Genomic DNA, 13435 nt, shown 5'->3' with positions numbered 1-13435 from the left:
GTGTGCTTGGGGTGGAGTCCTTGGAGTGCAGCCCTTCAGGAGGTGTGCCATGGAGGCACGGGTCGGTGACCGCATCACGATGGCCGCGGAGCACGTCGGTCAAGGCACGCGCGAGGGCACGATCCGCGAGGTGAAGGGCGAGGGCGGCGGGCCGCCGTACGTCGTCGAGTGGTCCGACGGCCACACCGGGATCATCCACCCCGGTCCGGGCTCGGTGCTCAAGTGCGAGCACCCCGCAGAGGACGCAGCCGGCTCCTAGAGGTCGAGCGCCCTGACGATCGGCACCCCGGCGCGGTAGGCGAGGTGCAGGTGGCTCGGTGCGTCGAGGACGGCGAGCTCTGCCGGCTGCCCCGGTGCGACCCGCCGGTCGAGGCCGAGCGAGCGGGCCGAGACGGCGGTGGCCGCGTGCAGCGCCTCGGCCGGTGTCATCCCCATCTCGCGCACGGCGAGGGCGATGGCGAACGGGATCGACGACGAGTAGCACGTGCCCGGGTTGCAGTCCGAGGCCAGCGCGACGTCGACGCCGGCGTCGATGAGGCGCCGGGCGTCGGGGTAGGGAGAGCGGGTCGAGAACTCCACGCCAGGTAGCAGCGTGGCCACCGTGGTGCCGCGCGCGGCGGCGAGCGCCTCGACGTCGGTGTCGTCGAGGTAGGTGCAGTGGTCGACGCTGCGGGCCCCCAGCTCGCACGCGAGCCGCACGCCGGGGCCGTGCCCGAGCTGGTTGCCGTGGACGCGGAGTGCCAGGCCCGCCGCGCGGCCCGCCTCGAGGACGGTGCGCGACTCGTCGCCGTCGAAGGCGTGCGCCGAGCGCGGCTCGCAGAAGACGTCGATGCTGGTCGCGAGGCTCGTGGGCCCGTCGGCGGTGACCGCGTCGAGCATCGGGCCGGTCACGAGGTCGACGTATGCCGCGCGGTCCGTCGCGTACTCGCGTGGCACGACGTGCGCGCCGAGGAAGGTCGTGTGCGGGGTCAGCTCACGGGCGATGCGCAGCGAGCGCAGCTCGTCGTCGAGGGTGAGGCCGTAGCCGCTCTTGATCTCGACGGTGGTGGTGCCCTGGGCGCGCATCTCGGCGACACGGCCCGCCACGAGGGCACGCAGCTCGCCGTCGCTCGCGGCGCGCGTCGCCGCGACGGACACCGCGATGCCGCCGCCGTCGTAGGGGGTCCCGGTCATCCGCGCGGCGAACTCGGCGGAGCGGTCGCCGGCGAAGACGAGGTGGGTGTGGGAGTCGACGAAGCCGGGGATGACGGCGCGGCCCCCGAGGTCGCGCCGCTCGTCGGCGTCGGGTGCCTCGGACGCCGGGCCGACCCAGGCGATCTCGCCGTCGGCGACGACGACGGCGGCGTCGCGGACGATGCCGAGCAGCGCGTCACCACGATCTGCGGGGGCGGCGTGGCCGTCACCCCGAGCCGGGTCGTTCGTCGTCAGCTCCGCGATGCCCGTGAGGAGCAGGCTCACACCGGCACCCCTCCGGTGACGCGGTCGATGGCGCCGACGAGCATCCGGCCGACGTCGCCCATGCGGTGGCGCCCGTCGCTGACGACCACGTCGCCTCCGACGACGACGGTCGAGACGTCGGAGGCGACGCAGGCGTAGATGATCTGGTCGTGGGCGGCGCCGGCGGTGTTGACCGTGTCGGTGCGCACCGTCACGAAGTCGGCGAGCGCGCCCTTGCTCAGGTGGCCGCCGTCCGACCAGCCGAGCGACCGGTAGCCGTTGAACGAGGCGGCGAGCAGCAGGTCGTTGGCCGAGAAGCGGTCGCGCTCGTTGGTGATGAGGCGCTCGTGCATCTCGAGGCCCCGCAGCTCCTCGAAGGGGTCGATGATGACGTGCTGGTCGGAGCCGAGGGACAGGGGGCTGCCGGCGTCGTGCAGGGCCCGTGCGGGTCCGATGCCGTCGGCGAGGTCACGCTCGGTCGTCGGGCAGAAGCACGCACCGGTGCCGGTGCCGCCGAGCAGGCCGATGTCGCGGTCCTCGAGGTGCGTGGCGTGGACCGCGGTCGAGTGGGCGCCGAGCGCGCCCGCCTCGTCGAGCAGCTGCGTGGGGCTCGCGCCGTAGAACATCTGGCAGGCGAGGTTCTCGCCGTGCTGCTCCGACAGGTGCACGTGCAGGGGCAGGTCGCCGGCGGCCTCGACGACGCGCGGCAGGTCCTCGCGTCGCACGGCCCGCACCGAGTGGATCGCCGCGCCGAGCCGCACGCGGTCGGTCTCGGGGCGGCGCTCCGACATGCGGGCGGCCCACGCGTCGACGGTGCCGTCGCTGAACCGGCGCTGCCCGGGGTGCAGCTCGACGTGGCCGCCGCCGTTGAGGCCGCCCTCGAGGTAGCAGGTGTCGAGCAGCGTGAGCCGGATGCCGGCCTCGTCGGCCGCCTGCCGCACGGCGAGACCCATGGCGTTCGGGTCGCCGTAGGGGTGGCCGCCGGGCCGGTGGTGCACGTAGTGGAACTCCCCCACGACGGTGATGCCGGCCTGCACCATCTCGGCGAACACGGCCCGCGCGAGCGCGAAGTACGTGTCGGGGTTGAGCTGCTCCGCGGCGGCATACATCTGCTCGCGCCAGCTCCAGAAGTTGCCGCCGCCGCCGTTGACGCGGCCGCGCAGCGCGCGGTGGAAGGCGTGGCTGTGGGCGTTGGCCATGCCGGGCAGGGTCACGCCGGGCAGCCGCACGTCGTCGGGCTGCGGGTCGGCGTCGACGAGGACGTCCTTGATGAGGCCGTCCTGCGTCACGAGTCGCACGCGCCGGGCGAAGCCACCTGTGAGCCACGCGCTCTCGCACCAGAACGCGGTCATCGGGCACTGCCCATGGGGTCGATGTCCTTCCGGGAGCACAGCTCGGTCACGACGGCGGTGAGCGCCGTGACCCCATGGTGGCAGTCCGAGGCCTCCGCCGACTCGGCGGGTGAGTGTGAGATTCCTGTGGGGTTGCGCACGAAGAGCATCGCGCTCGGCACGCCGTGCCTGGCGAGCACGCCGGCGTCGTGCCCGGCGCCGGTGCCGAGCAGCGGGGCCTGCGGCAGTATGCCGCGGAGCCGGCTGACGAGGTCGGTGTCGAACGTCGTGGTGGGGGTCCACGACTCGAGGGTGGTCGTAGCGCCGTGGGTGCCCGCCTCTGCCGTCACGGCGTCGACCGTGGCGCGCACGGCGTCCTCGTCCCGGCCGCGGGCGTCGAGCCACGCGGTGACGTGGCTCGGGATGGCGTTGACGCCGCCGGGCTCGACGACGACCTTGCCGACGGTGGCCACGCACCCCTGCGCGACGGCATACGACCGGGCTGCCTGCACGACGCCGGCCAGGCCGATCATCGCGTCGTGGCGGTCCTCGATGCGGGTGGTGCCTGCGTGGTTGGCCTCGCCGGGCAGGTCGATCCGCCAGCGACCGTGCGGCCAGATGTCGGTGCCGATGGCGACGGCGCGGGCCGGGTCGTCGAGGTCGTCGGTGCCGTCGGGGGCGAGGGCGAGCGCCTTGCCCTGCTCGACGTGCAGCTCGACGAAGGTGCCGATACGGCGGACCGTCTCGTCGTCGCGGCCGAGCGCAGCGGGGTCGCGGCCGGCCTGCTGCCAGGCCCGCGCCATGGTCATGCCGTCGGCGTCGGTCAGCGACCGGGCGCGGTCTGCGTCGAGAGCGCCGGTGATGATGCGCGACCCGGCGCAGGCGATGCCGAAGCGCGCACCCTCCTCGTCGACGAAGTTGACGACGCCCAGCGGCACGTCCGGCTCGATGCCGGCCTCGCGGAGCGCGTCGACGGTGGCGAGGGCGCTGACGACGCCGAGCGGCCCGTCGAACGCGCCGCCGTCGGGCACCGAGTCGAGGTGCGAGCCGATGACGACACCGGCGGACGTGTCGGGGTCGCCCCACCAGGCCCACTGGTTGCCGGCGCGGTCCTCGACGACGTCGAGCCCGCGGGCGGCGCACTCCCCCACGAACCACTCGCGCAGGTCGTGGTCGGTGCGCGTCCAGGCGTAGCGGCGGTAGCCGCCCGTGCCCCGGTCCCGTCCGAGCGGTGCCAGGTCGGCCCACATCCGGTCGAAGCTCGTCGTCATGGTCGACCACCATCCCTCGTCACTAGGCTCCTCTCATGGATGCCGACCGCGAGTCCTCCGCCGAGTCCTCCGCCGAGTCCACTGCCGACCCGACCGCCGAGCAGGTCTCGACACCGGCCGTCGAGGCGGTGCGGGCTGCCGGCATCGAGCACACGGTGACCCGGCACGGGCGCGTCTCGAGCCTCGAGGAGGCGGCCGCAGCCCGAGGCATCGAGCCACGCGACCTCATCAAGACCCTCGTCGTGCGTCGCGCCGAGGACGACCACGTCTTCGTGCTCGTGCCCGGTGACCGCACGTTCTCGTGGGCCAAGGTGCGGGCGCTGCTCGGTACGAACCGCATCTCGATGCCCGACGCCGAGGCCGCGAAGGCCGTGACCGGCTACGAGCGCGGCACCATCACGCCCTTCGGATCGGCGACGGCGCTGCCCGTCATCGCCGACAGCCACCTCGTCGGCCGCACCGTCTCGCTCGGCGGCGGCGGGCACGGCGTCGGCCTCACCGTGCACGGCGACGACGTCATCCGCCACTTCGACGCGACCGTCGCCGACATCTCCGACGAAGAGGTCAGGCGCTAGCCGGGTGCCCACTCGACCGCTGCCCACCAAGCCGTGTGCCCGTTGCGGGCGCACCATCACGTGGCGCAAGGCGTGGGAGCGCGACTGGGACTCGGTGCGCTGGTGCTCTGACGGCTGCCGCAGGCACGGTGTGACGCAGGTCGATCGCGACCTCGAGGACGAGCTCGAGCGGCTGCTCGACGCCCGGACGCGCGACGCGTCGGTCTGCCCGAGCGAGGCGGCCCGTGCCGTCGCCGGCGGAGGGAGCGTCCCCGACGACGGCACGGAGTCCTGGCGCGCGCTGATGGAGCCGGCGCGAATGGCGGCCCGACGGCTCGTGGCCACCGGACGCGCGGAGATCACGCAGGGCGGGCGGGTCGTCGACCCGGACCACGCCAAGGGCCCGATCCGGGTCCGCCGCCCCCGCTGACCACCGACGGTTCGACGAGAGGCGGACGGCATACGGCGGCTCAGCCCTCCTGCATCGGGATGCGGACGCCGCGCTCGCGCGCGACCTGGTCGGCGAGGTCGTAGCCCGCGTCGACGTGGCGGATGACGCCCATGCCGGGGTCGTTCGTGAGCACGCGCGCGAGCTTCTGGGCCGCGAGGTCGGTGCCGTCGGCGAGGGAGACCTGGCCGGCGTGGAGGCTGCGGCCGATGCCGACGCCGCCACCGTGGTGGATCGAGACCCAGCTCGCGCCCGAGCTCGTGTTGACGAGCGCGTTGAGCAGCGGCCAGTCGGCGATGGCGTCGGAGCCGTCGGCCATCGACTCGGTCTCGCGGTACGGGCTGGCGACCGAACCGCTGTCGAGGTGGTCGCGGCCGATGACGATCGGGGCGCTGACCTCGCCGGTGCGGACGAGCTCGTTGAAGGCCAGGCCGGCCTTGTCGCGCTCGCCGTAGCCGAGCCAGCAGATGCGGGCAGGCAGGCCCTGGAAGGCGATCCGTTCCTGCGCGCCACGGATCCACTTGTGGAGGCGGTCGTTGTCGGGGAAGAGGTCGAGCACGGCCCTGTCGGTCGCGGCGATGTCCTTCGGGTCGCCCGAGAGGGCCGCCCAGCGGAACGGGCCCTTGCCCTCGCAGAAGAGCGGGCGGATGTAGGCCGGCACGAAGCCTGGGAACTCGAAGGCGCGGTCGTAGCCACCCTGGCGGGCCTCGTCGCGGATCGAGTTGCCGTAGTCGAAGACCTCGGCGCCGGCGTCCTGGAACTCGACCATCGCCTTGACGTGCTTGGCCATCGACGCGCGGGCCCGGTCGGTGAAGTCCTCCGGCTTCTTCTCGGCGTACTCGGCCCAGTCCTCGAGCGCGACGCCCTCGGGAAGGTAGGACAGCGGGTCGTGGGCCGAGGTCTGGTCGGTCACGATGTCGATCTCGACGCCGCGGCGCAGCAGCTCGGGGAAGACCTCGGCGGCGTTGCCGACGACGCCGACCGACCAGCCGCGGCGCTCGCGCTTGGCCGCGAGGGCCTTCTCGATCGCGTCGTCGAGGTCGACGGCGACCTCGTCGAGGTAGCGGTGCTCGACGCGGCGGTGGAGGCGGGCCGGGTCGACGTCGACGATGAGGCAGGCGCCGTCGTTGAGGGTGACGGCGAGCGGCTGCGCGCCGCCCATGCCACCGCAGCCGCCCGTGAGGGTCAGGGTGCCGGCGAGCGTTCCGCCGAAACGCTTCTCGGCGACGGCGGCGAAGGTCTCGTAGGTGCCCTGGACGATGCCCTGGGTGCCGATGTAGATCCACGAGCCGGCCGTCATCTGGCCGTACATCGTGAGACCGAGGTGCTCGAGGCGGCGGAACTCCGGCCACGTGGCCCAGTCGCCGACGAGGTTGGAGTTGGCGATGAGCACGCGCGGGGCCCACTCGTGGGTCTGCATGACGCCGACCGGACGCCCGCTCTGGACGAGCATCGTCTCGTCCTGCTTGAGGGTCGTCAGGGTGCGCACCATGGCGTCGAAGGACTTCCAGTCGCGCGCCGCTCGGCCGGTGCCGCCGTAGACGACGAGGTCGTCGGGGCGCTCGGCGACCTCAGGGTCGAGGTTGTTCATGAGCATCCGCAGCGGGGCCTCGGTGGCCCACGACTGCGCGGTCAGCTGCGTGCCGCGGGCCGCGCGGACGGGACGTGCACCTTCCATGGCGATCTCCTTGTGCGTGAGGGAAGTTCGGGTCAGTTGAGGGGGCCGGTGACGGACTCGGCGGCGGCGAGGACGTCGCCGGCGACGACCGCCGCGTGCGCACCCTCGATGTCGGGGGCGAGGAACCGGTCGGGTCCGGGGGTGGCGTCGGTGTGCGTGTCGAGGGCCGCGATGACGGCCGCCGCCGCGGCACCGGGCTCGAGGGGCGCCCGCAGCCGTATGCCGCGTGCTGCCGTGAGCAGCTCGATGGCGAGCACCCTGCCGAGGGCGTCGACCGACCGGCGCAGCTTGCGCGCGCCCGACCAGCCCATCGACACGTGGTCCTCCTGCATGGCCGAGCTCGGGATCGAGTCGACGGACGCCGGGACCGCGAGCCGCTTCAGCTCGGAGACCATCGCGGCCTGCGTGTACTGGGCGATCATGAGCCCCGAGTCGACGCCGGGGTCGTCGGCGAGGAACGGCGGCAGGCCGTGGCTGCGGGCCTGGTCGAGGAACCGGTCGGTGCGGCGCTCGGCCATGGAGGCGACGTCGGCGACGACGATCGCCAGGAAGTCGAGCACGTAGGCCACCGGGGCACCGTGGAAGTTGCCGTTGGACTCGACGCGACCGTCGGGCGTCACCACGGGGTTGTCGACGGCAGAGGCGAGCTCGGCCGCGGCGACCCGGGCGGCGTGCTCGACCGTGTCACGGGCCCCGCCGTGCACCTGGGGTGCGCAGCGGAGGGAGTAGGCGTCCTGCACGCGCGTGCACTCCTCGGTGCGGTGCGACTCGCGCATCGGCGAGTTCGCCATGACCGCGCGGAGGTTCGCCGCCGACGCGCCCTGCCCGAGCTGCGGGCGCAGGGCGTGCAGGTCAGGCGCGAAGACGTCGTCGGTGCCGAGCAGCCCCTCGACGCTCATCGCGGCCGAGATGTCGGCGACCTTGAGCAGGTGGCGGAGGTCGTGGATCGCGAGCACGAGCATGCCGAGCATGCCGTCGGTGCCGTTGATGAGAGCGAGGCCCTCCTTCTCGGCGAGCACGATCGGCTCGATCCCGTTGTCGCGCAATGCTGTTGCCGCGTCGGTGGCGGTGCCGTCCTCGAGCCGCACCGGGCCTTCGCCCATGACGGCCAGCGCGCAGTGGGAGAGCGGGGCGAGGTCGCCGGAGCAGCCGAGCGACCCGAACTCGTGCACGACGGGGGTGATGCCGGCACTCAGCACGGCGGCATACGCCCTCGCGGTCTCGAGGCGCACCCCGGTGCGTCCCGTGGCGAGGGTCGAGAGGCGCAGCAGCATGAGGGCGCGGACGACCTCGCGCTCGACCTCCGGACCGGTGCCGGCGGCGTGCGAGCGCACGAGGGAGCGCTGCAGCTGGGCGCGCAGCGGCGTCGGGATGTGCCGGGTCGCGAGGGCGCCGAAGCCGGTGGAGACGCCGTAGTGGGCCACCGTGTCGTTGGCGAGCGCCTCGACGACCTCACGGCTGCGGGCGATCTCGGCCTCGGCCTCGGCGGACAGCTCGACGCGCGCGCCGTGGCGGGCGACCGCGACGACGTCGTCGGCGCTGAGCGGGCCGGTGCCGACGATGACGGTGGGGCGTTCGTTCATGGGTCCCATCGAACCGCCGACGCACTGGCGCGGGCGGCCGTCGAGGCGCACAATTGTCTCGGATGCGAGACGACGGCGATCGCGAACAGGAGGTGGCACCGTGTCCAACGCCCCGGCCGCCGCCAACGCGCTCGACGTCCTCGAGCACCTCTCGCGCCACGCCGAGCCCCTGCCAGCCGCCTCCATCGCGCGTGACCTCGGGCTCCCCCGCAGCTCGGTCTACCACCTGCTCAAGGTGCTGCACGGCCGCGGCTACGTCACCCACTACGTGGAGGAGCGGCGCTTCGGTCTCGGCCAGGCGGCCTACGAGCTGGGGTCGGCCTACCAGCGGCAGGCGCCGCTCGCCCGCGTCGCCCGGGCGGCGATGCGACGCCTCGTCGACCAGTGCGGTCGCAACGCCCACTTCGCCACGCTCGACGGGCGCGACGTCATCTACCTCCTCGAGGAGCGCGCCCCCGGCCAGCCGATGCTCGTCACCGACGTGGGCGTCCGTCTTCCCGCCCACCTCACGGCGAGCGGGCTCGCGATGCTGTCAGCCCTCCCGGCCACCCAGGTGCGCGCGCTCTACCCCGACCGGGCGTCGTTCGTGCAGCGCAGCGGCGGTGGCGGGCCGCGCTCGCTCGCCGAGCTGCGCAGCATCCTCGCCCGCACGCGTGCCGACGGGCACGCACGTGAGGAGGGCACCGTCACACCCGACCTCTCGTCGGTCGCCGTGCCGGTGCTCGACCGCGGCGGCCGGCCGCTGGCCGCGGTCGCGCTCACGCTGCGCACCGCTGATGCCTCGTCGGAGCACGTCGGCGACCTCGTCGCCCGGGCGCGCGTCGCCGCGGAGGACGTCGGTCGCCGGCTGAGCCCGAGCGCGGTGATGACCCGGCGCTGATCCCGGCTTTTCGCCGGCTCCTTCCCTAGGGTGCAGGGATGGACCTCTTCCTCGTCGGCGGCGGGTGGGACGACGATCGTGCCCGCGACGTCTACGGCGGCTTCGTCGACGCAGCAGCGCGCAGAGCCGGCCGGACGCCCCGCGTCCTCCTCGTCGTCATGGGCACCGACCCCGAGTCGCTCGAGTACCACGAGCGCTACCGGCGCGCTCTCGGGCTCGTCGGCGGGCACGAGCTGGAGATCGCGCGGGTCGAGGAGGGGTCGCAGTTCGACGCGTCCGCCCTGGAGGGCGTCGACGGGCTCTTCGTCGGCGGTGGACCGACGCCCGAGTACCACGCGTCCCTCTCGCCCGCGTACGCCGAGATCCGCACGCGCGTCCACGCGGGCCTGCCGTATGCCGGCTTCTCCGCAGGTGCCGCCGTGGCCGGCACGCACGCCGTCATCGGCGGGTGGCGGGTGGACGGCCGACCGGTCTGCCCCGAGGACAGCAACGAGGAGCTCGACCCGCTGACCGTGGTCGGGGGCATCGGCCTCGTCGACGGGGCGGTGGACGTGCACGCGGCGCAGTGGGGCAACCTGTCGCGACTCGTCGCCGTGGTGCAGGAGGGCCTCGCACCGCGTGGCGTCGCCATCGACGAGGACACGGTCCTCGGGCCCGGTGGTGTCGTGCGAGGTGCCGGGCACGTGTGGGACGTCGAGCGCACCTCCGACGGGGCGGTCGCGGTGCGGCGCCGCTCGGCCGGTCAATAGGCTCGGGGCATGCGCGCCATCACGATCCCCGAGCCCGGAGCCGCCGACAGCCTCGTCCTCGACGAGGTGCCCGACCCCGAGGCGGGGCCCGGTCAGGTGCTCATCGACGTCGTGGCGGCGGGGGTCAACCGCGCCGACGTCATGCAGCGCCTCGGGCACTACCCGCCGCCGCCCGGCGCGCCGGAGTACCCCGGCCTCGAGGTGAGCGGCCGCATCGCCGCCGTCGGCGAGGGCGTCGGGCAGTGGCACGTGGGTGACGAGGTCTGCGCGCTCCTCGAGGGTGGCGGCTACGCCGAGAAGGTAGCGGTGCCCGCCGAGCAGGTGCTCCCGGTGCCCCGCGGCGTCGACCTCGTCGACGCGGCGGGCCTGCCCGAGGTGGCCGCCACCGTGTGGTCCAACGTCTTCCTCGTCGCGAACATCCAGCCCGGCCAGGTGCTGCTCGTCCACGGCGGCAGCTCGGGGATCGGCACGATGGCGATCCAGCTGGCCAAGGCCGTCGGTGCCCACGTCGCCGTGACGGCCGGCAGCCAGCAGAAGCTCGACGCGTGCCGCGACCTCGGAGCGGAGTTCCTCGTCAACTACAAGGAGGAGGACTTCCTCGAGCGCCTGCGCGAGCTGACGAAGGGCCACGGCGCCGACGTCATCCTCGACAACATGGGCGCGAAGTACCTCGGCCGCAACGTCGAGGCGCTCGCGACGAACGGCCGGCTCGTCACCATCGGCCTCATGGGCGGCCGCCGGGGCGAGCTCGACATGGGCATGCTCCTCGCCAAGCGTGCCGCGGTCATCGCGACCTCGCTGCGAGCCCGCCCTGCCACCGAGAAGGCTGCCATCGTGGCCGCCGTGCGCGAGCACGTGTGGCCGCTCGTCGAGTCGGGCGACGTGCGCCCGATCATCCACTCGCGCCACCCGCTCGAGCACGCCGCCGAGGCGCACCGCGAGATGGAGGCCTCGGGCCACATCGGCAAGATTCTCCTGACCACCTGAGCATCACTGTGCCGCGGGACGATCCGGCTGTGTCCGACTCGTCCCGTGTCGCCCGCGCGGCCACCGGCGTACCGTCGTCACGTGGACCACTTCGCCACGAAGCGGCCCTCCCACCACCACACGAGTACCGGGAGGCACCTGCAGTGTTCATCCAAGTGATTCAGGGCAAGACCCACGACGCGGACCGGCTCCACGCCCGCATGGACGCCTGGCGCGACGAGCTCGAGCCGGGCGCCACCGGCTGGCTCGGCGGCACCTACGGCATCGACGACGACAACGAGTTCATCGGCGTGGTGCGCTTCGACTCGCGGGAGTCGGCGATGCGCAACAGCGAGCGCCCCGAGCAGGGCGCCTGGTGGGCCGAGACGGAGCAGTGCTTCGACGGCGAGGTGACGTTCCACGACTGCGACGACGTGACGATGATGCTCGACGGCGGGTCCGACGACGCGCAGTTCGTCCAGGTCATCCAGGGCCGCATCAGCGACCAGGAGAAGTTCCGCATGATGCGCGACATGCCGATGGACACGCTCCACACCGAGCGGCCCGACATCCTCGGCGGCACCATCGCGGTCGACAAGGACGGCTGGTTCACCCAGACGATGGCGTTCCGCACCGAGGCAGAGGCCCGCGAGGGCGAGAAGAAGGCCATGCCGCCCGAGATGATGGAGCAGATGGCCGACATGGACAAGGCCATGAGCGACGTGCAGTACCACGACCTGCACCACCCGTGGTTCGCGACGGCAGGCGCCCGCTGACGGATCGGGAGCCACGCGGCTGCGACCGAGCGGCGCGCTGAGCGCAGCGACGGGGTCCGTGCGTCCTGACGGGGACGCACGGGCCCCGACCTCGTGCCGCCGCTGGGTGAGGCAGGATGGGACGCATGAGCGACGACGCGAGCCGCCAGGGTCAGGTCACCGACGACGGCGCGACGAACGACGATCCCCGCATCGTCGTCGTGACGCCCGACGGCATGGGCGTCGCGACACCCCTCACCGACGGCAACGACGGGAGCGACGAGGGACACGGCCGGAGCCGCGAGCGTCGCGAGTCCGACGAGCAGCGCGAGCGCACCAACCCGGCCGACCTCGTCGAGGAGCCGGCCAAGGTGATGCGCATCGGCTCGATGATCAAGCAGCTGCTCGAGGAGGTGCGCAACGCACCGCTCGACGAGGCCGGCCGCCGCCGGCTCGCCGACATCCACCACCGCTCACTCGAGGAGCTCAAGGACGGCCTCGCGCCAGAGCTCGTCGAGGAGCTCGACCGCATCGCCCTGCCCTTCCGCGACGACTCCCCCACCGACGCCGAGCTGCGCATCGCCCAGGCCCAGCTCGTCGGGTGGCTCGAGGGCCTCTTCCACGGCATCCAGACGGCGCTCGTCGCGCAGCAGATGGCGGCGCAGCAGCAGCTGCAGCAGATGCGCGCCCTGCCGCCCGGTCCCGGCGCGTCCTACGGCACGCCCCCCGGCACCCACCCGGAGCCGCACCCCGGCGAGGTGGGCCCGACGGGCCAGTACCTCTGAGGCCGGGGTGCCGTCCGGGGCGCCCCGTCAGAGCCAGCTGGAGCGTTCGCGCTCGGTCGGGACCACGGCGGTGTTCCACTGCGAGAACGGCCGCTCGAGCTTGTAGCGGCAGTCGGGCTGGCGCAGCAGCACGACCGGCTCGGCGTTCGCCGGGTTGTCGAGCGACTCGAAGTACTCGACGCTCCAGTGGAACCAGCGCATGCAGAAGAGCCGCATCGTCAGGCCGTGCGTCACGATGACGACGTTGCGGGGGGCGGCGGGCGTCTCGAAGTTGCGGTGCATCGACTCGAGGAACGTCGACACACGGTCGTAGACGTCGGAGCCCGACTCCCCGTGGGTGAAGCGGTAGTAGAAGTGCCCGTAGCGGTCGCGCAGCGCCTTCTGCTCCGCGATGTCGGCCGGGTCCTGGAAGTTCGCCCAGTCCTGCTCGCGCAGGCGCGGCTCCACCCGCACGTCCCGCTCGGCGACCGGTAGTGCGAGCGCCGCGAGGGTCTGTCGGGTGCGCACGTAGGGCGAGACGTAGACCTCGACGGACTCGCCGTCGAGCACCTCGCGCAGCCTCTCGCCGGTCGCGCGCGCTTGCTCGAAACCCTTGTCGGTCAGGCTGATCCGGTGGTCCGGCACCCGTTCGTAGACCGTGTCGTCGAGGTTTCCCTCCGACTCCCCGTGCCGCACGAGGATGATCCGGTTCGGCCGGTGCTCGAGGCTCACCGGTTCAGACTACGGTCGCGCCGACCCCTTGCTGCCCAGGGCGCGACGAGCAGCAGCAGCCACGCGAAGCCGACGACGAAGCTCGCCACGAGGATGACGACCCCGGCCGACCCGCCGAGAAGGCGCTGCCCGAAGGCGAGCAGGACGGCATACGCCATCAGGAGCGCGCCGACGACGGCCTTGCGGTGGACGGGTCCCACGTCTGCTCCTCGCGTCGTCGCCGGGATGGCCCCATGGCAGCAGGCCGACGTGAACGGCGGGTGCTCCCGAGGTGACAGGTCAGGGTC

General features: G+C 73.2%; 15 protein-coding genes. 8 read left to right on the top strand and 7 right to left on the bottom strand.

Translation table 11 applies throughout. The annotated features are described in order from the left end of the window. Window positions 1–49 precede the first annotated feature (49 nt). Window positions 50–259, top strand: coding sequence for a DUF1918 domain-containing protein (locus tag ACYVNR_RS03305; protein WP_045191200.1), 210 nt, complete (start codon window positions 50–52; stop codon window positions 257–259). On the opposite strand, the gene hutI is transcribed toward ACYVNR_RS03305, so the two are convergent. From hutI to ACYVNR_RS03290, 3 genes are read right to left on the bottom strand one after another with little or no spacing between them, the layout of a single operon-like run. Further along, window positions 256–1458, bottom strand: a complete 1203-nt coding sequence (gene hutI, locus ACYVNR_RS03300) for an imidazolonepropionase (protein WP_461046546.1) — start codon at window positions 1456–1458, stop codon at window positions 256–258. The genes ACYVNR_RS03305 and hutI overlap by 4 nt on opposite strands. Beyond that, window positions 1455–2789 (bottom strand): formimidoylglutamate deiminase, encoded by a 1335-nt coding sequence (locus ACYVNR_RS03295; protein WP_045191198.1) that lies wholly within the window; start codon window positions 2787–2789, stop codon window positions 1455–1457. The genes hutI and ACYVNR_RS03295 overlap by 4 nt, the downstream gene beginning before the upstream one ends. After that, window positions 2786–4039 (bottom strand): allantoate amidohydrolase, encoded by a 1254-nt coding sequence (locus ACYVNR_RS03290; RefSeq protein ID WP_461046544.1) that lies wholly within the window; start codon window positions 4037–4039, stop codon window positions 2786–2788. The genes ACYVNR_RS03295 and ACYVNR_RS03290 overlap by 4 nt, the downstream gene beginning before the upstream one ends. A 35-nt stretch (window positions 4040–4074) precedes the next feature. Here ACYVNR_RS03290 and ACYVNR_RS03285 point away from each other — a divergent pair, with 35 nt between their 5' ends. Continuing rightward, window positions 4075–4614 carry an aminoacyl-tRNA deacylase gene (locus tag ACYVNR_RS03285; RefSeq protein ID WP_461046542.1) on the top strand — a complete coding sequence of 180 codons (540 nt, stop codon included), beginning with the start codon at window positions 4075–4077 and terminating at the stop codon, window positions 4612–4614. 4 nt (window positions 4615–4618) lie between these two features. Further along, complete coding sequence (locus ACYVNR_RS03280) at window positions 4619–5023, top strand: DUF3253 domain-containing protein (protein WP_082080936.1); 405 nt, start codon at window positions 4619–4621, stop codon at window positions 5021–5023. 40 nt (window positions 5024–5063) lie between these two features. Here the strand turns inward: ACYVNR_RS03280 and hutU are convergent, their stop codons facing one another. Further along, window positions 5064–6719, bottom strand: coding sequence for a urocanate hydratase (gene hutU, locus ACYVNR_RS03275; RefSeq protein WP_045191195.1), 1656 nt, complete (start codon window positions 6717–6719; stop codon window positions 5064–5066). 32 nt (window positions 6720–6751) lie between these two features. Continuing rightward, a complete protein-coding gene (gene hutH / locus ACYVNR_RS03270; RefSeq protein ID WP_458802774.1) occupies window positions 6752–8302 on the bottom strand; it encodes a histidine ammonia-lyase in 1551 nt (516 codons plus the stop codon). Between the two features lie 100 nt (window positions 8303–8402). Between hutH and ACYVNR_RS03265 the strand changes: the two genes are divergently transcribed. From ACYVNR_RS03265 to ACYVNR_RS03245, 5 genes are all read left to right on the top strand, one after another. Beyond that, window positions 8403–9182, top strand: a complete 780-nt coding sequence (locus tag ACYVNR_RS03265) for an IclR family transcriptional regulator (RefSeq protein WP_045191194.1) — start codon at window positions 8403–8405, stop codon at window positions 9180–9182. 38 nt (window positions 9183–9220) lie between these two features. Then, complete coding sequence (locus ACYVNR_RS03260; protein ID WP_461046539.1) at window positions 9221–9931, top strand: Type 1 glutamine amidotransferase-like domain-containing protein; 711 nt, start codon at window positions 9221–9223, stop codon at window positions 9929–9931. Between the two features lie 9 nt (window positions 9932–9940). Beyond that, window positions 9941–10918 (top strand): NAD(P)H-quinone oxidoreductase, encoded by a 978-nt coding sequence (locus ACYVNR_RS03255; protein WP_461046537.1) that lies wholly within the window; start codon window positions 9941–9943, stop codon window positions 10916–10918. Between the two features lie 143 nt (window positions 10919–11061). Next, window positions 11062–11673 carry a hypothetical protein gene (locus ACYVNR_RS03250; RefSeq protein WP_045191191.1) on the top strand — a complete coding sequence of 204 codons (612 nt, stop codon included), beginning with the start codon at window positions 11062–11064 and terminating at the stop codon, window positions 11671–11673. Window positions 11674–11798: 125 nt separating this feature from the next. Continuing rightward, a complete protein-coding gene (locus tag ACYVNR_RS03245) occupies window positions 11799–12437 on the top strand; it encodes a bacterial proteasome activator family protein (RefSeq protein WP_045191190.1) in 639 nt (212 codons plus the stop codon). A 27-nt stretch (window positions 12438–12464) separates the two neighbouring features. Here the strand turns inward: ACYVNR_RS03245 and ACYVNR_RS03240 are convergent, their stop codons facing one another. Then, entirely contained in the window at window positions 12465–13148 is a 684-nt protein-coding gene (locus ACYVNR_RS03240) for a histidine phosphatase family protein (protein ID WP_461046535.1), read from the bottom strand. Next, a complete protein-coding gene (locus tag ACYVNR_RS03235) occupies window positions 13145–13348 on the bottom strand; it encodes a hypothetical protein (RefSeq protein ID WP_045191188.1) in 204 nt (67 codons plus the stop codon). The genes ACYVNR_RS03240 and ACYVNR_RS03235 overlap by 4 nt, the downstream gene beginning before the upstream one ends. Window positions 13349–13435: the final 87 nt, after the last annotated feature.

Source organism: Terrabacter koreensis (genome assembly GCF_054783315.1).
The sequence above is the reverse complement of the archived record's forward strand: the minus strand, read 5'-3'. Positions and strand labels throughout refer to the sequence as shown.